Below are 22,587 nucleotides of genomic sequence, written 5' to 3'. Positions count from 1 at the left end.
GTCCGGCGTCGGCCAGTGTGCCGTGGAGGTGACCACACCAGCCCCGCGTCATCCGCGCGGTGAAGTCTGATGTGGACGGTGCTGACCCGGTTCCTGCGCCGTCGCCGCGGGGCCGGGTACGAGGAACTGCTCGCACAGGCCCGCCGGGAGTTCGAATGTGATCTGCTGTGCTCGCTCCCGGCGAACCTGGTGACCGAATCGCCGGGTGTCTCCCCGGTGGTGCTCTACGTCGGGCTCATCCTGGCCGGACGCGGTGCCACGGTCGGCACGTTGTGCGGCTGCCTCGGGGTATCCCGGGATCAGGCGCGGACGCTGCTGTATTACGCCGGGCGCCGTGACGGTGGCCGCGCCCTGCCCGGACCGGAGCTCTACCCGCGGTACTGACGCCGCGGCCCGCGTGTCAGTGGCGGGCCTCGATGAGGATTTCCTCATGCTCGGTTCATCCTGCTTCCAGCTGTGGCGGCGAATCTTGGCGGCATGACGAAGAAACGCGCCGCTGTGGTCCTGACCGTGACGTCGACCGGCCTCCTCGCCGCCTTGCTCGGGGGCTGCGCCGGAGGAGTACGCGCGACGCCCACCTCGGCGTCACCGGCTCCCGGGGCGACCTCGCCCGGCGCTGCCCCCGTGACCGGCCGCCCGGCGAAACCGCCGGCACCCGTGCCGTTCCCGCACGCCGAACTGGACATCGACGACCAGCGGGGCGATGGTGCCCGGGTGCTGATCGAGGACACCGACCTTCCCGTGGCAGGGCACGTCGCCGTGTACGACCAGCCGGGAAACCTGATCGGTTCGGCACCGGTGCCAGCAGGTGCGCATCGCGGTGGCACCATCACTTTCCAGCCTGTCCTGGGACCGGGCTCCCACTCGTTGCGCGCGGTGCTGACGGTCGACGACGGCGACGGCAGGTTCGATCCCGCTCGCGACGCGCCGGTGCGGGAGGCCGGCGACCCCGTCGACGACCTCGAAGACGACAACTTCCTTTACACCGTCGGATGATCGTCGAAGGATCATGGTAGTGATCCATCTTCATCCCTCGAAGGAGGTTGCTCGATGACGAGCACCGCGCCCGGTTCACCGGAGGACGCCGCGTCGAACGAGACGAACGAGGAACGTCTCGCGAAACTGGAAGCACGGTTGAACGTGCTGGAGGGCAGGGAGGCCATCCGCGAGATCCTGTACCGGTACGCCCGCGGGGCCGACCGGTGCGATCTCGCGTTGTTCAAGTCCTGCTACTGGCCGGACGGGACCGATGTGCACTGGTTCTTCAACGGCAACGCGCACGAGTTCGCCGACTACGTGATCCCGCTGCTGGCCGAGATCAGCAACTCGCAGCACTCGATCAGCAATCCGATCATCGACCTGCACGGCGACCGGGCGTTCGTCGAATGCCAGTGGTACGTCGTGCACCACATCCCGCTGGAGGACGGCACGGACCGGTACATCGACCAGCAGAGCGAGGGCCGTTACCTCGACGTGTTCGAGAACCGCGGTGGCGAATGGCGCATCCTGCACCGGCAGGTCGTCATCGAGGCCACCCGCGAATTCGTCGTGCCGAACGCCTATCCTGGGGTGCCCGTCGAGTTTCCCCTGTTCAGCCGGCGAGCCCCGCACGATCTCGTCTACCAGGGCACGGCGCTGCTGGACCAGCAGATCGTTCCGGTCCCCGGGCAGGATCTCTGGGGCGAGGCCCGCAGGCGCCACACCGCCTGAGATCCCCTCCCGCCCGAGGTCGCGACGTCCAGGCCGACGTCGCAACCTCGGGCGGGTTCAGCGCCCGGTGAGAGGTGGCAGCCTGGCCGAGTCAGCGATGCGGGCGGCGAACATACCGAGAAGCTGTCGATACGGTACGCGGATTGGCGATGGGCCAGGAAGAATCGGCTGGGCTCATCGTCGCTGTCAACCTTCAAGCAGATGGTCGCCTGGGACGACTGGGCCAATGGACACGGTGACCGGGCGCTCGGCAAAATCACCGGCGGCTTGCTGCTGTTCAGTGCAGGCAAAGTCGCCAAGGGAGTGCTCAGCAAGGAGAAGCACGCCGGAGGCGCACACACCCGGCGAACACGGGCCCAATACCCCGGCCAGCACCCCCCCCCCGAAGCACGCGCCGAACGGGTACACGACGCCGTCACGGACGAGGGCGGCAAGCTGCTCGGCGTGGAAGACGGCAAAGGCGTGCGCATTATCAGCGAGGAGCAGCTCAACCAGGCCCGGCAACGTTTCCGCAACCAGCTCGGCGCGCCGACAGATATTATCAAGACGCCGAAGGGTACAGTCGAGTACTGGAAGATCAGCGATGATCCGAAGAAGACGGTTACCTGCCGGACGTACAGCGGATCGCGTGGTGCGACCATTGAGATCAACGATGTGTCCGGCGTTGATATGAGGCAATTTCACATGAGGTGACCGGCAAATGAATTCCGCCGATGAGAAGTACCAGGAAGATCTAGACTACTTCACCGATTACGCCCGCGACGACTGGGTTCCCATAAACTATATCTTCGTCTCGGCGAGCAACATAGTCGGTGCCAACGCTACCTTGCAGCAGATCACTGAGGTCGCCGAGCGAATGTTCCGGGACCTGTTCGCCCGGAGTGCCAGCGTTGGCGACCTTACCGAGAGGGAACCTGGTTTTCAGGCGTGGCAAGGAACATCCGACCGGTGGCTTACTCGTATCCGGGACGACGTCGACGCGCGTGGCGACCTTCCAGCTCCGGGCGAATTCGGCTGGCTGCACATCACGGAGTAATCGAACGGGCGACGCCACATCGTGCGAGCGCACCGTGAAGGCATCGACGGACCGGTGCAACTCGTCGCGATGGTTCCGGAGCGTGGACAGCAACGTCTTGGTTTGCCGCCCTAACCCGTTGGTGTTGTTGCAGGCACCGTTGACCGCGCAGTACAACACGGCCGAAGGCCCATGAATTCTCCTTCACCGAGAGGTGCTGCGGTCGCAGTCCATTGCACACCGAGAGGACCTGTGCTCGCCGCCGTGTCAAGGGCCTCGCTGATCTGCTCGTTCGGTGCTGGCAACCCCGGATCCGCGGGGATGGGCGGGCTGAATCCCGCGTCGGCAACCTCCGCGTGAGTGACCTGCGCAAAGTGTCCATTGTGAACCGCGCCTTGACGTCCATTCGGGACACTCATGGGAGCGGGGCGGCCGAGCCGGCGCGCACGGTCCTGACGGGCATGTGTGCCCTGATGGTCCGTCACGACCTCCTGGACGACAACCCGGTCCGCGAGATCGAATCCCCAAGCAAGCCGGGTCGCCCCGCACACGCTGGGGGCGTGCACTCGGGTTGTTCCACGAGTCGGAGGATGCGGCGTGCTGGGACCTGGTCGACATGCAGGACGTGTTCTCCGGGCTCGGCGGCCGCATCGGCGAGCTACTCGCACTCGACTACGAGATGTCGATCGACTTCCACGGGACCGTGATCCGTGTCAAGGGTGTGGGGCTGATCGTCCAGCCCTGCACCAAGAGCCCGGCGGGTATGCGGCGTGTCCGACCTCCGGGGTGGGGCATGGACGTCCTCAAGGGACGGTTTGCCGAATCGTTATCGCCGTGGGTTTTTCCGTCCGCGCGCGGCACACTGCGTGATCCTGACAACACGCGCAAGTACATCCGGTGCGTTGGTGAAGGAACCGAATTCGAGGGGCTGCATCCGCACGACTGGTGCCACTACATCGCCGGGGTGCTCGATGACGCCGGGCTCACCGCCCGCCAGATCGCCGACTTCATCGGGCACGACAAGCCCAGTACCACGCAAGATGTCTACATGGACAGGGGCGTCGTCGGCGAGCTGTGCGGCCCGGCGCTGGGGGATCGACCGGCCCTCGTCGTGGCGAAAGATGGGGGTTAAATGGGGGTTGATCATGAACGAAGCCCCTGGTCACCCTTGTGACCAGGGGCTCTGTGCCCTCGGCAGGACTACCAAAGGATGGGAACGGGGCTGACCAGGGACTTTTCAGCGGCACGTTGGTGGTCGAGGCGAGTTTTGAGCTGCCGGGCTCGGGCGGGAGCCGGTCATGAGTGCCAGCTCACAGGCAGTTGCTCGGTTGGTCACGATCACGATGGGACTGGTCATCGGCCTGACCTTTCTGTTCGGGTTCGGCAACGTGTTGAGTTTGGCGTTGAAGCTGCAGGTCCCGGTGTTCGTGGCGCCGCTGGTAGCGCCGGCTGTTGATCTGACGGTGCTTGGCTTGCTCGTCGGTACGCGGCACCTGGCCTTGTCCGGGGCCAGCGATGACGTGCTGCGGCCGGCACGGCATCTGCTGCTGGCGGCGAGCGTGGTGACCTTGTTGCTGAACGTTGCTGACCCGGTGTGCGCTGGTCAGTGGGGCAAGGCCGCGTTCGACTCGGTCGGTCCGCTCCTACTGATCGGCTGGGCTGAGGCTGGTCCTGGCCTGCTTCGCGCGTTGAGCACGTCCACGGAGGAGGTCGGCTCCTCACAGCTGGCCAGCTGTGAGAGAGCAGGGGCGCGCGATGGCGCTGCCGAGGGGGCACTGGAGTCGGTTGCTCGGCAGCGTGGTCCCCACGCCGAAAGCGGAACTCAGCGGATGGTCAATCTTGATGAGGATCTCGTTGAGCGGGCCCGGCGCGCGGACGTCGAGCATTGGCGACGGTACCGACGTCCGATCTCCGCGGAGACGCTTCGGAAGCAGCTGCGTGTCGGCGCGAGGGCTTCGAGGGACTTGGTGGCGTTGGTTCGTACGGAGAATGCTCCTGTAGGACAGGAGTAGCCCAGACGGGGGTGCCAATCCCAGGAAGTACCACCGCGGGTCCGATTGGGACGGTGAACTGTGGGTGTGCTCAGGTCGGATGTGCCGTCGGAGGTAGGCGCTGGAGCATCTCTGTCACGAAGTCTGAGATGCCTTCAGCCCGCCAGTAACCGTTCTTCGTGTGGTATCCGGGGCCGGTGATCAGGTGCAGTGTCGTCTCGGCGCGGGTCAGGGCTACGTAGAAGGCGCGTCGTTGTTCCGCGAGTTCCTTCGCGTTGGGGCTGCGCCACTGGCCTCGGTCATTCACGTTGCGCGGGATGATGCCGTTCAGCAACCCGGGCAGGATGACCGTGTCGAACTCCCGGCCTTTGGCTGAGTGGTAGGTGGTGAGGAGGACCTTGCCGATTACCTGTTCGCCCTGGGCGAGGTCTTGCAGCATGAGGTTCTTGGACCGGCACTGGTGGGCGAGGTTGTCGAGGCTGGTGGTGTTGTCCTGGTCGGGGTGCGATGCGGCTACTGCGTCGAGGGCAAGGTCGGTGCGCAGCTGCTGCAGCCACTGGTCGGCGGGTGCGTCGGCTGGGTAGGGCGGTTGGGGGTCGAGGCAGGTCTGCAGAACCCGTGGCAAGAAAAGCCGTGATGTGGGCGGGGGGAGTTGGGCTTCGGTGCGCAGTGTTGTGAGGGCGCGGGCTAGTGCGGCGAGTGATGGTGCTTCTGCCCGGCGCAGCATGTCGGGGCGTTCGGTGTCGGGTGCGGTGTGGATCTGGTAGTTCGTGACGGCGCGGCTGGCACAGCGCTGGATGAAGCGGGAGAGACTGCCGGCGGGGAGTTTGTCATCGCGTTCGTGCAGGAAGTTCAGCTGGCGCCGGGTCAGTTCGCTGTGGAGGGCGTTGAGCAAGGGGCCGCGCAGGGGGTAGAAGATGGCGATCCGCTCGGGGCTGACCTGCCGGTGCAGTGCCTGCTGGATGACCTCGCAGGCCGCGCGTGCGTGCTCGTCGAGCCCACCTGTCACCGTTTCGAGGAGGACATCTCCGCTGGGTGCGTCATCGCGTGCACGGCGTCCGTGGGGAGTTCCGAGAGCGGCTTCGGCGGCGGTGATGATGTTCTGACCACTGCGGTAGTTGACGTCAAGTTCCAGGTCGCAGAAGTCGTCCCGGGCGGCCAGGGCTGTCAGGTACTTGGCGTCGGCTCCGCTGAAGCCGTAGACGGACTGATCGGTATCCCCGACGGCGAAGACGGTGATGCGCGCCAGGTCGTGCAGGGTGACGACGAGGTCATGCAGGACTCCGCCGAGGTCTTGGTACTCGTCCACGATGAGGTGGGGAAAGCGCGCGTGCAGGAGGTCTCGGACGGGTTCGTGCTCGCGAACGACGCGTACGGCTCGCGTCACCATGGCCTCGAAGTCGATCACTTCTCGGGCGACGAGCTGTTCCTCGTAAAGGCGAGCCGCCTCTACTTCTCGTGGGTCGAAACCGTCCAGCGCTCGTCGCAGGCAAGGGCACGGCGAATCCGGGTGCTCTCGGCTGTGTGGTATTGGGCGGACATCTCGGCGATGCCCACTTGGTCAAAGCAGTCCTGCAAGAGCACTTCGGTGGACGTTTTGCTGAGGACTTGTCCTGCTTGGGGTGCTGCTTGGCGGGTGAGAGGGGCGAAGGCGCGCAGGATCTCATTCAGGCAGAAGGCGTGGACGGTGGAGCAGGTGATCCGTCCTTCGGCGCGTACGCCGCTGTGGAGGACGCGGCGGCGGATCTCGTCGGCCGCGGCGTTGGTGTAGGTGATGCAGGCGACGCCGCGGAAGGCGGAGATCTGTGTCTGTAGCAGGTATGCGATGCGGGCGACCAGGGTTCGGGTTTTGCCGCTGCCGGGCCCGGCCCGCACAACGACGTCGCCGGGGTGGATGACGGCGGTGCGCTGCTTGACGTGCAGGTCGTTGAGTTCCCGCAAGAGGGTGTCACTGATCTGCATCGATGACCTGCTGGCTGCCGTCGAGCGTGTCCGTGTCAGCGGCGAACAGGGCAGTTCCGCGGACCTTGCGGGAGATGTCATCCAGGGCGAGCAAGAAGTATGTGGCGTTACCCAGCCGGCGCAAGACCGAGGTGTCCACCGGGGTGCGGTCGTCGGTGACCCCGGCCGTGGTGCGGATGCGGGCGGGCAGGTCGACCCGGTCGATGTGGCCCGCGAGCCGCTGCGCGAAACGTCCTTTGCCCAACTCGGAGATGCGCTTGAGCATGTCCTTGCGGGCATCGGGGTCGAGCGTTCCGTTCTGTTCGGCGGTGACGCCGTGCCGGACCTCGTCGATCGCGGCGGTGGTGCTGCTCAGCTCCTGGAATGCTTCGATGATCTCGTCGCCGAACAGAGGGCACAGATCGGTCTCCAAGGTCTGAGCGCCGACGTAGACGCCGATGCGTTCGAGGCCAGCGACCAGGGAAGCGCGGCGAGTTTGGTAGTCCGCAGCGTCGTGCTCGGGCAGTTTTCCGATCTGGTCCAAGAGGGCAGCAGTGTCAGCATCGTCGGGATGGAGGTTCGCGCCTCGCTTGAGACCTGCTTCTCGCAGGCCGCGCTTGTCGGGGGCGGCGTCGCCGTCCGTGACGATCACGTGCGGAGTGTCGAGGCCCTTCGGTCCGAGAAGGGCACGGTAGGGCTTGAAGTCGGTTCCGTGCACGCTGGCGACAACGACTCCGTAGGCGTCGAGGTCGAATCCTGCGGCGGTAGCCAGGGCGGGCAGGATGTACAGCTCGGCCAGGCCTTCGACCAGGATGACCGCGGAGGCGAACAGGACCTCAGCACGACTGACGTCGATGTAGCGCTCCAGGTCGGTCGCCTCGTCGCCGCTGATGGGGAGGGCAGCGGTGCTGGCTCCGGTGGTGCCGTTCTCGGTGGCGCGCAGCACGATGAAGGAGCGGACCGGCGTGACCGCGGCAATGTGAGGGCTGTGGGTGGTGAGGATGAGGGATTGTCCGGTGCGCAGCAGGTAACCGAAGAGGTGCCGTTGGAGGCTGACGTGAAGGTGCGCTTCGGGTTCTTCAACGGCCACCAGGGTGGCGACGAACTGCTCGGCCAAACGCTGCTGGCTGAGGGCTTCCAGCAGCAGGCCGAGGTAGATGACGTTGGCGCTGCCCAGGCTGGTGTCAGAGATGTCCCTGCGCCGGGCGGTATCGAAGAACAGGCGGACCGCACGGATCAGTTCGTCGGGCTTGGAGGAGGCGAAGCCCAGGGTCGGCTGCACCGGTCGGCGCGGGCCGAACATCGCCCCTAACCGGTCCGTCAGGTGCTCCTCCAGCTTGGTGATGTTTCCATCCTTGGTGAGCTGATCGACGGCGACGGCGATCGCCGTCGCGGTGGCCTCCAGGTTGGCCGTGTCCAGGGGCAGTCGTTCGAGAAGGTCCCGCAAGGGGCTGCGCCGCCAATTCCGCAGGTCGCTCTCGGCGTCCCGCAAGGCTGGCAAGACACGCAGGGCTACATCGCGCCGAATGGTACGTACGTCGTTGGCCTCGCTGGTACCTGCGAAGGCGATGAAGTCGTAGTCCTGTGCGGTCAGCGGCCGTCCGGCCGGCTGCAGGCCAGTGGTCTCGATCTCCGCGAGGGGAGCGAAACGGTAGGTCAGCCGTGCGGTGTAGGGGGCGAAGTTCACGGTGGCGCTGGACAGGGCGCTCTTGGCATCGTCATCGGCGTCGTAGCCTTGTAGGTCCACGATTACGGTCACTTCAGCCCCACCGGCTAGGCCGGCCGGGTGCCCCTCCCAGATGTCCTCCTCGCGCAGCATGCGCCGCGAGTCGGGCAACGAGGGGTCGAGCACGAGACGGATCGCCTCGAGCAGGTTCGACTTGCCGACCCCGTTCTCACCGACAATCACCGCCTGGGTGGGGAAGTCGTCGATGACAAGGTGCCGAAAGTTGCGGAAGTTGCATACCTCGATCCGCGAAATGTGCAGGCCCATGCGTCCTCTTTCCACCCTGCGTGCTGCTCCGTTCCGGAGAAGCATCACAGCACGCCCCATGGACGGCCGACATCTCGCCCTAGACTTGACTTACCGCCCTGGCTGGGACGTCGCACCAGAATCCTCAAGTGCTACACAACGGTCGTATTTGTCACCGCACCGCGATCGTTCGAAGCCAGGATCCGGGTGAGTTGCACGCGGACGTCGATGCCGACGCGGCGGCGTGGTGGCTGCTGTCGTTGCTCGCGGCGCAGCGGTTCCGGCTCGCCACCGCGGTCGGCTGCGGTGGCCGATTCGAGGCTCGTCTCGCGGCGAGCACACTGGCCTTCCTGACCGGCTAGTCGCGGGCGCCACAACCGTGTGATTGCTGCAGACCGTGTTGGCATATCCATCAGGTTGTCGGCTACGTGCCTTCGAGGAGGTCTGCCACTGCAATTGCAACTGGCTGCTGTGAAAGCCACTGCCTGGCCACGTCTCGCAAAAGAGCAGCCACCGGCCAGTCGCGAATCATCAGTTTTTCACTTAGGCGCGCTAGGTCTAGTGCATCCTGATGCGGTGACGTGGAGTCTTGTAAAACGCCTCGGATGGTGCTTACCAGCCATCCGTCTTTGGTAGCAGATTGGCTGATGTTCGCCAACCTGCTACCAAATTCAAAGCTAAGTATCGCGTGCTCGGTGTTATCTTCGGCCGCTTTGATTTCCTGGCCGAGGAGTTCAAAGAGTCGCTCCGGGTCAGCGCTTATCGTCCATTCAGCACCTGCGGTGAGAAGCTTGATCGCCGCTGCGGCCGCGCCATCGATGCTTGCGGTCAACTTTTCTTCGGCTGCGCGAAGCTGCGTTCTCGCCCATGCGGTCATGTTGTTGGAGGTTTGTTGCCAACGGGAGAGCAAGACGATACTGGAAGCAAGCCGCCAGTCGGTGCTGTTGACCGCTCGCTCAAGTTCCAGTCTTACCATCCCGAGTAGCTCGGAATCCTCAAAAGTGGGTATTAGCTGTTCCGCGAGGAACCCATGTATGGACGACGGCGGATAATTCAAGGCGGCGAGGGCACGTTTTGCAATCTGCCTCTGGAACCTGGGTGTTCTGCGCGCGACGCCATCCTCCAGCAGATCGACGGCTAGGAGAGCTCCAGGTGTAACGAGGCGTGACAGTTCGGAATTGAGGTCGATTGAGTCCAGGATTCCGACTACATCCTGTCGAAGGTGCTCGCGGTCGGCGAACACGCGCCCAACGGCCAGTAGCCAGGTATTTCTCCAGTGATTTGCTGGCGCGAGTAATTCCAGGCGTTGGGCCACCTCGCTATCGGGACCTGTAGTGATAGCGCGCGCGGCCATGAACTCTTGCAAGCTCCGGACGTCATAGCCGACGTGGTCGCGAATCACCGGTGCGAGAAGCACCAGACGGCGCGTGGCAGCGTCAACGATGCGACTGGCGAGCTTTTTTGCTTGCTCCGCTGCTGCGCCTTCATCCTGCATACGGCGGACAGCGAGTTCCTCTAGCTCCGTCACGGGGAGGGCGGCTTCGGCATCTCCGCTACGTTCGGCGTTGGCCTGAAGTAGGAGTGCAACCTTCTCGTGGAGGGCATCGATGTCATTTTTGTGCTCGTTAAGCAGGTCTGCGTCGACGCCGGGTTTAGCGATCTCTCGTCGGTAGATGGTGTCGTAGTAGGAGTCGAACAGGCGGAATCTGGTTGGTGGTACACCCGCGCGTTGCTCTAGTAATAGCGTCATGATCGTGATCTGCAGCGGCGTCCGCATCAGGTATGCGGTGTTCTCGTCGCTGGCGGCCTGATCAACGCGCTGGACTATCACGGACTCGTGGTCTGGATCGTCGTGATGACGGACATGAGCAAGCTCATGGCCATACCTCATTGCCTCCTGTGACGTGAGGTGGCGGAGGACGTAGTGGTCAAAGAATTCCGGGCTGAACTCGTCGTTATAACCCTGTGGCCGCGTAGTCGCGACCACGAGCAGGTCGGCATCTACGGAGGCGGCTTCGGTCAAGAACTCCTGGATGCGCTGATCCACGTCGTCGCGGACAGTTGGGTGCGCCACCTCGTCTAGGCCATCGAGGACGAGGAGCCAGGGCCACTCCCGCAGCCATGACTTCAGTTGCCACGGAGTGACATCTGTGCCAGCTCGTTTGTTGAACTGCTGTGCGACGAAGCGCAGCAGGTCGAGATCCGGCTTCTCAGCGACGGCGTCACCAAACTCACTCAGCCCGATTGTGATTGGCCATCGACGACACTTCGGCAGTTGGATCTCAAGTGCGGCAAGACGTTCTTTGGTGCTGGCGAATACCGTTCCAGCAGGTCCGAGCGTGTGCGTAGGACGGTCAGCGAGCAGCGCTACTCGGTAGGTCTGACACAGCAGCTGAGTCAACGTCGTTTTGCCTTGCCCGGGGCCTGCAACTATCACGAGGTGTTTTCCGCCGGTGCTGCTGCTGGGTCGAAGTACTTGGTCACCATGATCGATGATGTGCTCGATCATTCGAGGAACCTTTTGGCGCCTGTTATGGACAGCGGGGAGGTCGACACCAATATCTGACAGCGTCAGACGATCATTTGTGGGGCTCCCTGCCTGGTTGAGGCGAACCCAACGCGAAGCTCCCAGATCTTTTGCTGCATGCAGCGCGAGCGATTCGTTCAGGTCCGCGGCGTTTCCCCCAAGAAGGTCGACAATCTGGGCTAGAACGTCACCTGGAGTAATGAAGCCCATGTAGTTGCGGCGGATGTTGGCAAAGATGCCCAGGTACCGGTTGAGCTGGTCGCCAGACCAAACGTCCCATCCTTTGAGGCCGATCTCGTTGGCGTACTCGGCGATCACAGCGTCGGCCTTGTCTATGCCGCCAGCTTCGGGGATGCTACTAAGGTAGACATTGGTGGTAAACAGCAGATAGTCTGGGAGTTCGCCTTTCTTAACTCGCTGAGACTTCTTGTCCTTCCAAAGTTCAAGCTCGGCGCGAATCTGCCCGATGAACCAGTTGCTGTCTTGGCTCGTGGTGGTGGGACGGCTGCGGAACTTTGCCTGGATGACCCCGTATCCATTCCATTTACCTGCAGTACCCGGTTGCGGGTAGTCGACGGCTCCACGGAAGGTAGCCTCGCGTCCACCGTCGGGGCCGTCGCCGAAGACCTTGACAGCAGAGCCGAACACCTTGATCGCGATCGACTGCGTCAGGTGCTCGAACTCCCGGGTGCCGAGGCGTTGCAGGTCGTAGTCCACATCACACATCTTGCCCTACGGCTCCACAGGCCGATCGGACCGTTCGACGGAAAACCCGACTCGTCTGAGGACTTGGCCTCGCGCTCGGCTGCGAATCTCGCAGCGCGGAGGACGACCTCGCTCTGATGCAGCGCTCAGTGCTGCTCATCCAGCATCGTGCAGCTATCGTCACTCTAAGTAATTCCCCGGGTTATAGGCTGACGAGTCGGCGTTCCCGGTGTCATCCGCGTACCTGCTGTCGCTGCCGACCAGGCACTCACCTGGGCCCACCTGTCACACGAACGAGTTAGACACTCGCTGGCTCGGTGCTGTCCTCCGGGGACACGGGAACAGGCCCAGGCCACCCGGAGCAGAGCCACGCGGCTCCAGCACCAGGCCACCCAGCTTCTGCGGAACCAGACACCTGACGGGTAATCACCCGCTCGCGGGTGGCTCCTCCTCGGCCGACACCGAGACGCCTCGAGAAACCCCAGATCACGCGGCGACGGCGGCAGGCTCGTGGTCGGGCGGGTCCGGGTCGGGTGGCCGGGGACCGCGGCCGAAGTCCAGATACTGCTCCATGTCGGGGCCGAATCGGCATCGGCTGGGGCACCTGGTGGATCGCGCTCGGGATCGTCCTGATCCTCGTCGCGATCGTCATGTTCGCCAACGCCAAGGACTTCTAATCCGCACCCGAGCCACATCGGAGAGGGGGCCTGCCGCCGACCGCGGCAGGCCCCCTCTCGTGTGAGAGGCTCTGTGCCTCCGACGACCACGTCTACCGGGCGAGAGACCGGCGCCGCAGCCCCAGGTGCGCGGTGATCATGGTCAGGGCCCAGACGGCGCCGAGCGCCGCGACGGCGAGGACGTCGGTGGCCCAGTGCACGCCGAGGTAGACCCGGCTGGCGGCGACCAGCACCGCCAGCCCGCAGGCGCCGGGCCACCACGCCAGCACCGCCACGAGCGTGCGGGTGTGGCGAGCCAGCAGGTAAGCCGCGATCAACAGCAGCGCGGTCGCGACCGTGGTGTGCCGCGACGGGAAGGAGAACCCGGTCTCGGGCAACAACTGCCACTACGAGTCGGGCCGGGCGCGGCCGGTGAGGTTCTTCACCACCGTGGCCAGCGCGACCGCGTCGAGCCCGGTCACCGCGGTCAGCACCAGCGGTGCCCAGGTGTGGCCCCGCCAAGCCAGTCCCAGCGCGAGCGCGGCGGCCAGGACGGCGAGCGGGGTCTCGGCGGCGGTCGACACGGCCTCGAGAACCCGGTCAGCGGCCCGGCGCGGTGCTCGACCGCCTCGGTCAGCACCCCGGCGTCGACCAACGCGGTCTGCCGATCAAGGACCTGGTCGGCCACCACGCCGAACACCGCGACGGCCACCAGCCCGCCGGCGGCGACGCCGATGCGCACGAGCAAGCCGTCCGGACGGACGGCACGAGTAGCGGGCGGATGAACCGCCGCGTTCACGCTCGCCCTGCTCTCGGCGGTCGCCGGGTTCGGCGGTGGAGTGCTGTTGCTACCGGTATTCACCGTCCTGTTCGGACTGCGGGCCGCGGTGCCGATGCTGACGCTGACCCAGTTGTCCAGCAACGCCTCGCGGGTCTGGCTCAACCGCAGCGAGCTGCGCTGGCCGCTGATCGGCTGGTACGCCCTCGGCGTGGTGCCCTGCGCCGTCGTCGGCGGGCTCCTTCTCGCCCACGCGCCGCTCGCCCCGCTCAAGCAGATCCTTGGGGCGTTTCTGATCGGTCTCGTGCTCTGGCGGCGAGTGCGGTGGACACCACGCCCGCCCAGTGAACCGGCCTTCACCGCGGTCGGGGCCGCGTCCGGGCTCGGGTCGGCGCTGCTGGGCTCGGTCGGGCCGCTGACCGCGCCGTTCTTCCTCGTCGTCGGCCTGACCCGCGCGGCCTACATCGGTACCGAGGCCGCCAGCGCGCTGACCATACACCTGACCAAGATCGCCACCTACGGTGTCGGAGACCTGCTCACCAGCATGGTCTGGCTCTACGGCGCCGCGTTCACCCCGGCCACCCTGCTCGGCGCCTGGGCCGGCAAGAAGATCGTCGACCGGATCAGCGACCACGTCTTCGTCCTGCTCGTCGAACTCGGCCTCCTCGCCGCGCGTACCCTCTTCCTCCTCGGCCTCTAGCCACCTCCGGCCGCGGGCGCCGCGACCGAGGACGCCAGTCCGACGCGGAATCTCGGGGCTGCGGGTGCGGCCCCGAGACGCCAGCCGGTCAGCCGATGCCGAGGACGGACTTCGCGGTGGTCCAGTTGGTGAGCATGGCGTGCTGCGCTGCGGAGAGGGTCACCTTCTGCGCGCACATGGCCTTTTTCACCGCGTTCTCCACCGAGTCCTTGTCTGCGGAGTTCTGGTTACCGGCGTGGGGTTCGGGCCAGAGGTTCCTCGGATCCCGCGGAGCACCGCCGAGTTCCAACGGGAGAAAATGGTCCTCCTCGTAGTCAGCGGGATTGGTGTCGGTGTAGCCGTAGTCGGCGATGCCCTGCTGCTTGAGCTTGTTGGTGTAGGACACCGGGGGCCGAATCGTTTTCGTCCAGCCGGACTGGCAGATAGTCGACCCGATCGTCGACTGGGTCACGTCCGGGTTGGTTGCCCCTGGCGTGCACACCGGATCCGGCAACGGCAGGTGCGACTGCGAGCACCGCGCCGCGACCGAATGCGGCGAGTGAACCGCCGTACCGGCGTGTGCGGCGGGCACCACCAGGCACAGTGAACCAGCCACCATCACGGCGGACACGGCGACACGAGCGAGACGAGACATCGAAGCTCCCCTTCCCCTAGAACCAGGTGCCGACAGCGTCCGCCAGCCTTCAGGAACGCGCCACCCGATACCCCAGAAAGCCGTGAAGAATTTACCTACGGCTCAATCAGTGAGGTGGCAAAACGCACAACCCGACCGGAATCGCCGCCAACCGCAATCGCTCAGCCGGGGTGGATCCGGACGACGCGGGTGGTGGCCTTGAGGTAACGGCGCAGCCGATGGTTTCCAGGGTGATCCGCTGGATGACCACCATGGCGAGGTCAAGGTGCTTGGTCAGTTCGTGGTTGTCCCGCCAGAGTCGGGTGCTTGGTCAGCTGTTCGAACCTGCTGGTGCCTGCGTCGTCGCGGGGGCTGATCGTTGGGCTCGCTGGCGCTGGAGCTCCGGTCCGTTCCTATCGATTGGCTGGGCGGAGGCTGGTTCTGGCTTGCTTCGCGCGCTGAGTACCTCCAGGGCCGAGCGGGCGGGCGTTGCGTGTCTCCCAGTGGGGGAACTCGCCGCACCGGAAGGTGAGCGTGTCGCTGGTGTGGAGAAGACCAGCCATCGTCACCAGGTCGGCGAGTGCGGCTTTGGGAACGATGCGACGGAGAGCCTCGGGGCTGTGGCCGCATTTCTCGTGGACGGCAGCCAGCTCGGCGAGGACAGCCGGTCGCCGGTGTCCTTCCTCGACGAGTCGGTTAGTTTGGCTTGGGTGAGATCGAGTTGGTTCCTTGTGCAGGAAGAGAATCCGGCGTGGGACGTGAACGGCGATCCGTGGGTCAGCTCCCGGTTCAGGGACATCCTGCATCTCGGTCGGCTGGACCTTGTTCGGCGTGAGCCGCAGTCGGAGCCGAGCGACATCGATGCGGCGGTCGATCTAGGCCGCCTCGCGTACCGCGAACTGGAGTCGTTCGGCACTGACCGCGCGCAGACGCTCGACGATGACGAGATCGCGGCGGTTCTGCGGACGCTGCGCGCGGTTCTCAAGCGTCTCGGTGTGCCGTTCGATCTGCCGTTCAGGGACTTCAAAGGGTTTCATGGGTTCTGGAGTGCCCACGGGATGAGCGGGCCTGGTGGATGGGGCGCTCGCCGCGGGTATCTGAGCGAGGTTTTCAACCCGGTCTTTACCCGGCTCGACGACCTCGATAACGAGCGTGGCGGCCGCTCACGCCTGCGCGGGGTGGACGGCCAACCCCGGAATCTGATCTTCGCGTCCACAGGGCCGAAGCCGGACATCGTGTTGCGGGACGCGATCGACAACGTCATCGAAGTCACCAGGAACGCTGATTACTGCCTGTTCTACGACCGCCCACTGGACACGTCCGGGTTGACCTGGGCGCAGCTGTGTGACTGGTGGCGTGCAACGAAGAACCTCGACGGCGCAACGGAACGGGAGGTTGCGCTGGACCTGTATGGTCGGCTCGCCGCATCGCTGGGTGACAACGCGGTCGAGCGTGCGCTGTTCCGGGTTTACTGCGAGCTCTACGGGGCCGAACAGGGTTCGTCCGTGCCCGCTCTTCTACCACAGGTTTACCTTCACTACGACCCGTCGACGTGGAAGCAGCGCGGTGGGCGCACAGGTGTGCTCGCTCGGGAACGCATGGACTTCCTGCTGCTCGCCCCGAACGGGGAACGCATCGTGATCGAGGTCGACGGCAAGCAGCACTACGCTGAAGGTGACCGTGCATCTCCGCGGCTGTACTCGAAGATGGTCGCTGAGGACCGGCGACTCCGGCTGCGCGGGTACGAGGTCTATCGATTCGGCGGGTTCGAGTTGGGACAGGCCGACGCCCCGACCATGTTGCGCACCTTCTTCGCGGATTTGCTGGCATCTCTCGAAGTCTGAGAAGCACGATCAACTCGTGCCACGCACCGATTCGGCGACATCGCACGCCGAGGGCAGGGCGTCGAAGGCCGCTGTCTTCTTCACGCTGTAGCTGGGAGTCGTGTTCGAGGCTGTCACCCTGGTGCGCTCGTTTCCGGCTTTTCGCGGGAAGTGCGACAACACGGTGTCCTGGCGCGTGATGATGACTTGGCGTGCTCGAATGCTTACGGTGAAGGTCGGCAAGTAAGGACCTTGCCCGAGGGGATGGTTGGACGTGGCCACTGATCAGGACGACGTGAAGGGGGTGCGCCGGTGGATTCGTCGCCTGTTGGTGCAGCATGACGGCACAGCACGGCCGACGAGCGATACGTCTGCTGCGGCGGGGACCCAGAATACGGTGACGGGGGAGCTGTTCGGTCCGGTACTGCAGGCAGGCCACATCAGCGGTTCAGCCGTGCTTGCTGGTCCCGTGATTGTCAATCACCACGAGCAGCCTCGTGAGGCCGGTCCGGTGCTGCGCTCTCTGGCTATTCCCGATCGCCGGGTCGGTCACCGGACACGGGGTCGGGATGGCGTCATCGAGGCTGTGGCGGGAGTGGTGCGCAGCGAGGAGGCCGCTGTGGTGGTCTTGCATGCTGCGGGCGGATACGGCAAGACGACGGTGGCCGCCGAGGTGGCGTGTGCCGTCGCGGACGAGGTGGATGTTTGGTGGGTTGACGCGAGCAGCGGGGAAACTCTGATCGCGGGCCTGCGTACTGTCGCGATTCGGGCCAGCGCGGATCGCGAACGTGTGCACAACGCGTGGTCGTCCGGCATGGAGTCGGCGCCTGACCTCCTGCGGGAGGCGTTAGGTGCAGCGAGACGTAAGTGGCTGCTGGTGCTCGACAACGCCGATGATCCTCGGCTGTTAGCCCCGGGTGACGGTCGGGTCAGCCAGCAGCGTGGCTGGCTGCGCACCCCGCCCCGCGGCATGGGAACGGTCCTCGTCACCAGCCGGGCGGCCAGCGCGGAGGTCTGGGGCAGTGCTCGATTGTTCCGGGTTGATGCGCTGTCGGCTGACGAGGGCGCTCAAGTCCTTCTTGACCGTGCGCCGGACGCGGGTTCCACGGCAGAAGCGATCACTCTCGCCGCCCGCCTGGGTGGGCTGCCGCTGGCGTTGTGGCTGGCCGGCTCGTACCTGGCCTCGGCACGAAGCGCGCCGTCGCTTCCCGGGCTGAACCCGGCAACGACCTTCAGCGCCTACCTCGCGGCGTGGGAACAGCGGTTCGCTGATGTCACCGACTTGTCCTGGTCGACCGAGCCGCCGGACGAGCGCGAACTGCTATCGCGCACATGGGAGCTATCGCTGGATCTGCTCGATGAGCGAGGGCACCGTCTCGCCCGACCCTTGTTGCGTATGCTCTCCAGCCTCGGTCCAGCTCCTGTGCCTCATGCCCTGCTTGACGCCGACGTCCTCGCACGCTCACCGCTCTTGCCGGACCTGACAGCCTCGCTGCTGCGAACCCTGCTGGTTGCTCTGGACGAACTCGGCTTGGTGCAACAGAATCACCATGGCGAAGGCGAGTTCGCCACCGTGCCGACCGTCGGCATGCATCCGGTCGTCCGTGACGCCAATCGGCATCACGTCCACCATGGTGCCCGCCCCAGCGATCTTATCGAGATCGCCCTGTACGCACTCTTGCGGTCAATCGAGAGTCTTGACGTGACCCAGCCAGCTACATGGCCGCTCTGGCGGACGTTGATCCCACACTGTGTGCTCGCGCGATCGGTCGCCGAGGACAAGAACGAGCCGCGCCGCGTACGCCTTGGCGCTGCACGGGCGTGCCACCTGGCCGCCTTCTTTTGCCAACGGGCAGGTCTCGACGACGAAGCCGTCGAATTGAACCGAGCCGCAATGGCATGTCGCGCCGACATCCTGGGGCCGGACGCACCGAAAACCCTCGCCGTCGAACACAACCTGGCCAACAACCTGCAAACCCTCGGCCGCCTCGATGAGGCGGAAGCCGCCTACCGCCGAGTACTAACGATCGAGCAAGCTTTCCGGGGCGACGAGGACATCGAGACCCTTGTCACGCGCAACGCCTTAGTACTGCAACGGCAGTTAGGTGAGTGGGTAGCCGTGTCGTTTGTAGTGGCTGAGGCGGGCTTGGTGTTGTCGTCGGCGCCGGAAGTACGACCAGGACCAGACGTGGTCGGCGGCGTCGGTGACACGCAGGACGAGTTTGGCGAGCAGGCGCCGGATCTCCGGTAGCGTGAAACCGATCATGCCCGGCTCGTCGACACCGATTCCCCTTTTGCAGCCAGGGATCGGGACGCGGCGAGCCAGGCATGGGCGAGCATCGCGAGGGTGATGTGGGCGTACCAGGCTCGCCAGGAGCGGACCTGGTAGTGGTCAAGTCCGGCTTCGTTTTTGGCCTGCTGGAAGCATTCCTCGATCCGCCACCGGGTACCGGCAATCCAGGCGAGGTCCAGCAGTGTCGAGCGGCGGGGTCCATAGCAGACGTAGTAGGCGATCTCGGTTGGGTCGGTGATCGAGCGTCGCGCGAGCAGCCAGTGCCCGCGCCCGGCCCGCCAGCCGATCCGGATCGGCACCCGTGCCCAGTCGTACTCGCGCGGTCCGTGCGCACCGGCGCCGACCGACAGCCGCCGCCACGCCTGCGCTGGTAATGCCGCGATCAGTTCGTCGGCCCGTTGCTCGGTGCCCTCAGTGGTGATCAGGGTGTCGTTGACCTTGGTGGCCAGCACGTACGCGGCGTCGTGTTCCTCCAGCCACACCCGAAGATATTTGACCTGTCCGTAGGCCTCATCAGCGGTGATCCACGCGAACGGCACACCCGCTTCGAACGCCCGTGCCAGCATGCCCATCGCCTGCCGCGGCTTCGTCTCGAACTCGATCTCATCAGGAATCCCCGCCCGGCGGCAACGCTCCCGCTCGGCGATCCACGGCTCGGGCAGATACAGCTCCCGATCGATCAGCGCATGCCCACGAGGCGAGGCATACGCCAGGAACGTCCCGATCTGACAGTTCTCGATCCGACCCGCCGTCCCGGAATACTGCCGCTGCACTCCCGCCGACATCGTGCCCTTCTTCAGAAACCCGGTGTCGTCCACAATCAGCACACCACCCGGCTCGCCGAGGTGCTCGACCACGTAGTCCCGCACATCGTCGCGGACGCCGTCGATGTCCCAGTCCGCCCAGCGCAGCAATCGCTGCATGCCATCCGGCGACACCTCGCCGGCCTGCTCGGCCAGCGTCCGGCCGTTCTTCCGTTCCAGGCCCGCGACCAGCCCAGAGACGTAATCCCGAGCCCGCGCCCGCGGCTCCGACCGCGTGAACCTGCCCGCGATCCGCTCATGCACCCGGTCCAGCTGACCCATCACCACATCGACCACCACCAGGATGATCTATCACATGCCACCCAAGTGCCGTTGCAGTACTAGCCCACCAGATCTCCCTGATCGACCTCTCACACGCGAGCTTCCGCACCGTGCTGCTGAACCCGGTTACCCGGGCCGCTGAACAGGTGCACAACCTCGCGGTCGAGACCGGGCTGAAGAGGTTTCCGCTGGGGCAGGTCCGCACGGCGCTGCGGCTGGCGCTGGGAACCTGGCCCAGTCCACAGCAGACAGACGCACGGGACGGCTCACACGGTCCGGCGGGGAACGATCGTGCACCGGATGCCGCACGGTTCAACCCGGCCACCGCCGAGGGCGCCGGCAATCTCCTGCCAGCGGCTCCGCTGGCCGGTATCGCCAACGCACTCGCCGAGCACCTCTCCGGGAACGTTCTTCTCGGTTTCCCCGCGTCGCCATTTGTCCTGGTGCTGCGTCCTGAAGATCCCGACGCGTTGGCTGGCTACGTCAGCGAGCACGGAGCGGAGATCGAAGTCATGATCCGGCGACCCGAGCGACACGGAACATACACGGGAAACTGGGTCATCGAACCACTCAACGGTCATCCCGGCTTCCGGCTGCACTTCACCCTGCCCGACCAGATGGCGAACTGGCTCCTGCGGAACGGAGACACGGCCGCGAACGCTCGCGTACTCAAAGAAAAGCTGCTGTCCTCCATCACGGTATTCGTCGAAGGCAGACTAGTTCGGCTCTCGTTCGACTCCCGACACCTCGACTGACGGTGCCGGACAACGAAGTCCTATCCGTAGGAGGGGTGGCCTCGGAAGCCGCGTAAGCGCGCTGATCGAGAAAGAATCCCGCTACCGCCTGATCCGCCAGCGCGAGAGGCAGGAGAACACCGATCAGCGGCGGTCCGCATGCTCAGCTTCTACCGAGCAACGTCAGTCGGTGGTGGAAGCGCGCCGTCCCGGCGGACGTCGTCGAGCGCAGCTACTGCGGCGGCGAGCCGTTCCGCCGTCCACGTTGCTCCCTTTGTCTTCAGGATGCCGATCAAGGCGCGGGTCGCCGGCTCGGTCCCGAACTGGTCGCGTAGCACGGCGTACGTCATCTCCAGGCCGGTGACGTCGGCCCAGCGCGCGGCGATCGCTTCGGCGGTCAAGTCAGAGTCCATGGCTCCAGCGTGGCCGTTACACCTCGTATCCTCGATCGCCCGATCTGGGATTCCCAGTGTGACCGCCACCTGTACCTGTCGTACGCCACCCGCCGCGTCCTGCTGAGGCGTGCGCTTCTGTCAGCTGCTGTTGTCGCAAACAGACAGCCCTATTTGTCGTCTCCTACACGCCGGGGCTCGTGCCCTCGGCGCTCTGTACGACAGAAACGTACGACACGAGAGCCGTGATGTCGAACGTGTGCTCGATGAGGTGCGTTGCGAACAAAACCCACGCCCGAGACGACCAGCAGCCCTCCGACGAACTCCGCCCGGCCCGACCAGGCAACGCCGACGCCGGGTTGCCGCGCCACGTCACGGCACCCTGCCACGCAGGCCGACCGGCCCGCATTCTATGAACCTCAAGTACATCTTACGTTACAGCTCGACAAGAACACGGTACCGCCCAGATAAAAGGGAGCCCCGACAGTGGCACCTTCAGGGATCGCCAGCTGAAGTCTCCGCGTTTATCGGCCGCGCTTGTTCACGGGTTCCGACCGCACATGGCCATCAATGGTGCAATGAATGTCGATGTGTCCCGACCGCGTCGCAGTGCTCCCTGTGACCGAGTGTGTCGGTGGCCGACCGCAGACTGGCCCGATACCGAGACCGGCGACGTGTGATCCAGGCGAATCCCGGCACCGGCTGTCCCGACTCCTACGTCAACACCACGACAGGTCAACCCCGGGGCATTTTCCCGCCAACCTCGACAGCAAGCCAACCTGCCGAACAGGTCGCCGAGCCGGAGCAACGTAAGCCGGTCTCCCCACGGTTGCGTTTAGGTAAACGATCAGCCAACGACGTAACCGGCACAACACCTGCCGTCGACGCACACACTGTAACGACAATTTCCATATACCTCGTGCCCGGCCGGCCAGAATGGACAGCGCCCCCTTGAAACCAGGCTGCCCGGCAAATATTTGACCGCGGTAACAATTCGGCAGAAAGGAACAACTAACGAATCACCCGCCGCTCTCCGCAGGGACGGGCCAGCACCATCCCCCGCCACGAAGAAAGACGGGGACAGCACATCACGGAGGCCCTGACATGAGCACCACCCACTACCTCAGCCCACGCCGACGGTCGGCAACGGCCCACCCGGATCTCCGGGTCGTCCGCTCCTCCTCCGAAGTGAAAGGAACCCCGATGACCACCCAGCACACCGCTCCGCTCCTCCCGCGCCGAGCCCGGCGCGGCCGCCGGGCCGCCGGCCCGGCCGCGATCCTGCTCGCGGCGACCACCGCGGCCAGCGTCGTGTTCCCCGCCCAGGCCGCGCACGCCGCCACCGGCACCCTCAGCTGCACCGGCACCAGCCACCTGACCTTCAGCCCCGGCTTGACCTACACCCCGCAGACCGTCACCCTCACCGAGACCGACTCCTACACGTCCTGTGTCTCCAGTGACCCCACCATCAACAGCGGCTACATTTCCGGCTCCTTCTCCGTCCGCGGCGCGTCCTGCGCCGATGTCAGCGCCGGACCCGACGGCTACCGCGTCAACTGGAACAACGGCCAGACCTCGCGCATCGCCTTCAACGAAGCCGAAGTCACCGTCGTCGACGGAGTGCAGCAGTACACCGGCACCGGCACCGTCAC

At 65.2% G+C, this 22,587-nt stretch carries 21 protein-coding genes and 1 pseudogene; 13 read left to right on the top strand and 9 right to left on the bottom strand.

What is annotated here, in order from left to right:
* Positions 1-69: 69 nt before the first annotated feature.
* The 7 genes from ACFWX1_RS37755 to ACFWX1_RS37725 all read left to right on the top strand — a co-directional run bounded on the left by ACFWX1_RS37755 (position 70) and on the right by ACFWX1_RS37725 (position 4,737).
* Entirely contained in the window at positions 70-384 is a 315-nt protein-coding gene (locus tag ACFWX1_RS37755) for a hypothetical protein (RefSeq protein WP_378394623.1), read from the top strand.
* A 93-nt stretch (positions 385-477) separates the two neighbouring features.
* Positions 478-996 carry a hypothetical protein gene (locus ACFWX1_RS37750; protein WP_378394622.1) on the top strand — a complete coding sequence of 173 codons (519 nt, stop codon included), beginning with the start codon at positions 478-480 and terminating at the stop codon, positions 994-996.
* 54 nt (positions 997-1,050) lie between these two features.
* Entirely contained in the window at positions 1,051-1,710 is a 660-nt protein-coding gene (locus ACFWX1_RS37745; RefSeq protein WP_378394621.1) for a nuclear transport factor 2 family protein, read from the top strand.
* 201 nt (positions 1,711-1,911) lie between these two features.
* Positions 1,912-2,403, top strand: coding sequence for a hypothetical protein (locus ACFWX1_RS37740; RefSeq protein ID WP_378394620.1), 492 nt, complete (start codon positions 1,912-1,914; stop codon positions 2,401-2,403).
* Positions 2,404-2,410: 7 nt separating this feature from the next.
* Complete coding sequence (locus ACFWX1_RS37735; RefSeq protein ID WP_378394619.1) at positions 2,411-2,746, top strand: hypothetical protein; 336 nt, start codon at positions 2,411-2,413, stop codon at positions 2,744-2,746.
* Positions 2,747-3,341: 595 nt separating this feature from the next.
* Positions 3,342-3,857, top strand: a complete 516-nt coding sequence (locus ACFWX1_RS37730; RefSeq protein WP_378394618.1) for a tyrosine-type recombinase/integrase — start codon at positions 3,342-3,344, stop codon at positions 3,855-3,857.
* A gap of 166 nt (positions 3,858-4,023) precedes the next feature.
* Positions 4,024-4,737, top strand: a complete 714-nt coding sequence (locus tag ACFWX1_RS37725) for a hypothetical protein (RefSeq protein WP_378394617.1) — start codon at positions 4,024-4,026, stop codon at positions 4,735-4,737.
* Between the two features lie 70 nt (positions 4,738-4,807).
* Here the strand turns inward: ACFWX1_RS37725 and ACFWX1_RS37720 are convergent, their stop codons facing one another.
* The 3 genes from ACFWX1_RS37720 to ACFWX1_RS37710 are packed head-to-tail and all read right to left on the bottom strand — an operon-like array spanning position 4,808 to position 8,650.
* Complete coding sequence (locus ACFWX1_RS37720; RefSeq protein ID WP_378394616.1) at positions 4,808-6,124, bottom strand: 3'-5' exonuclease; 1,317 nt, start codon at positions 6,122-6,124, stop codon at positions 4,808-4,810.
* Positions 6,125-6,165: 41 nt separating this feature from the next.
* Complete coding sequence (locus ACFWX1_RS37715; protein ID WP_378394615.1) at positions 6,166-6,678, bottom strand: UvrD-helicase domain-containing protein; 513 nt, start codon at positions 6,676-6,678, stop codon at positions 6,166-6,168.
* Complete coding sequence (locus tag ACFWX1_RS37710; protein ID WP_378394614.1) at positions 6,665-8,650, bottom strand: ATP-dependent endonuclease; 1,986 nt, start codon at positions 8,648-8,650, stop codon at positions 6,665-6,667. The genes ACFWX1_RS37715 and ACFWX1_RS37710 overlap by 14 nt, the downstream gene beginning before the upstream one ends.
* Positions 8,651-8,841: 191 nt before the next feature.
* Between ACFWX1_RS37710 and ACFWX1_RS37705 the strand changes: the two genes are divergently transcribed.
* On the top strand, positions 8,842-8,991 hold the full coding sequence (locus ACFWX1_RS37705) for a hypothetical protein (RefSeq protein WP_378394613.1): 150 nt from the start codon (positions 8,842-8,844) through the stop codon (positions 8,989-8,991).
* Between the two features lie 62 nt (positions 8,992-9,053).
* Here the strand turns inward: ACFWX1_RS37705 and ACFWX1_RS37700 are convergent, their stop codons facing one another.
* The 3 genes from ACFWX1_RS37700 to ACFWX1_RS37690 all read right to left on the bottom strand — a co-directional run bounded on the left by ACFWX1_RS37700 (position 9,054) and on the right by ACFWX1_RS37690 (position 13,101).
* Positions 9,054-11,873, bottom strand: coding sequence for an NACHT domain-containing protein (locus ACFWX1_RS37700; RefSeq protein ID WP_378394612.1), 2,820 nt, complete (start codon positions 11,871-11,873; stop codon positions 9,054-9,056).
* Between the two features lie 757 nt (positions 11,874-12,630).
* Positions 12,631-12,915, bottom strand: a complete 285-nt coding sequence (locus tag ACFWX1_RS37695) for a phosphatase PAP2 family protein (RefSeq protein ID WP_378394611.1) — start codon at positions 12,913-12,915, stop codon at positions 12,631-12,633.
* 9 nt (positions 12,916-12,924) lie between these two features.
* A complete protein-coding gene (locus ACFWX1_RS37690) occupies positions 12,925-13,101 on the bottom strand; it encodes a hypothetical protein (RefSeq protein ID WP_378394610.1) in 177 nt (58 codons plus the stop codon).
* 216 nt (positions 13,102-13,317) lie between these two features.
* Between ACFWX1_RS37690 and ACFWX1_RS37685 the strand changes: the two are divergent.
* A pseudogene (locus ACFWX1_RS37685) lies at positions 13,318-13,995 on the top strand (sulfite exporter TauE/SafE family protein); the annotation flags it as partial.
* Positions 13,996-14,083: 88 nt separating this feature from the next.
* Here ACFWX1_RS37685 and ACFWX1_RS37680 read toward each other — a convergent pair.
* Positions 14,084-14,629 (bottom strand): hypothetical protein, encoded by a 546-nt coding sequence (locus ACFWX1_RS37680; protein WP_378394609.1) that lies wholly within the window; start codon positions 14,627-14,629, stop codon positions 14,084-14,086.
* A 524-nt stretch (positions 14,630-15,153) separates the two neighbouring features.
* Here ACFWX1_RS37680 and ACFWX1_RS37675 point away from each other — a divergent pair.
* Both ACFWX1_RS37675 and ACFWX1_RS37670 read left to right on the top strand, forming a co-directional pair.
* Complete coding sequence (locus ACFWX1_RS37675; protein WP_378394608.1) at positions 15,154-16,452, top strand: hypothetical protein; 1,299 nt, start codon at positions 15,154-15,156, stop codon at positions 16,450-16,452.
* A 253-nt stretch (positions 16,453-16,705) separates the two neighbouring features.
* Positions 16,706-18,682, top strand: a complete 1,977-nt coding sequence (locus ACFWX1_RS37670; RefSeq protein WP_378394607.1) for a tetratricopeptide repeat protein — start codon at positions 16,706-16,708, stop codon at positions 18,680-18,682.
* 11 nt (positions 18,683-18,693) lie between these two features.
* Here the strand turns inward: ACFWX1_RS37670 and ACFWX1_RS37665 are convergent, their stop codons facing one another.
* The gene (locus ACFWX1_RS37665; RefSeq protein WP_378394606.1) at positions 18,694-19,827 is read right to left on the bottom strand and encodes an IS701 family transposase; all 1,134 of its coding nucleotides are present in this window, start codon (positions 19,825-19,827) and stop codon (positions 18,694-18,696) included.
* Between the two features lie 92 nt (positions 19,828-19,919).
* Between ACFWX1_RS37665 and ACFWX1_RS37660 the strand changes: the two genes are divergently transcribed.
* Entirely contained in the window at positions 19,920-20,564 is a 645-nt protein-coding gene (locus ACFWX1_RS37660; protein ID WP_378394605.1) for a hypothetical protein, read from the top strand.
* Positions 20,565-20,713: 149 nt separating this feature from the next.
* Here the strand turns inward: ACFWX1_RS37660 and ACFWX1_RS37655 are convergent, their stop codons facing one another.
* Positions 20,714-20,956: a hypothetical protein gene (locus ACFWX1_RS37655; protein ID WP_378394604.1), complete on the bottom strand. Its 243-nt coding sequence runs from the start codon at positions 20,954-20,956 to the stop codon at positions 20,714-20,716.
* A gap of 1,182 nt (positions 20,957-22,138) precedes the next feature.
* On the opposite strand from ACFWX1_RS37655, the gene ACFWX1_RS37650 reads away from it, so the two are divergent.
* Positions 22,139-22,587: hypothetical protein (locus tag ACFWX1_RS37650; protein WP_378394603.1), on the top strand; the 449-nt coding region annotated here is incomplete at its 3' end.

Source organism: Amycolatopsis sp. NPDC059021, assembly GCF_042739895.1.
Lineage (GTDB): Bacteria > Actinomycetota > Actinomycetes > Mycobacteriales > Pseudonocardiaceae > Amycolatopsis.
This window is presented reverse-complemented; position numbering and strand designations above follow the sequence as displayed.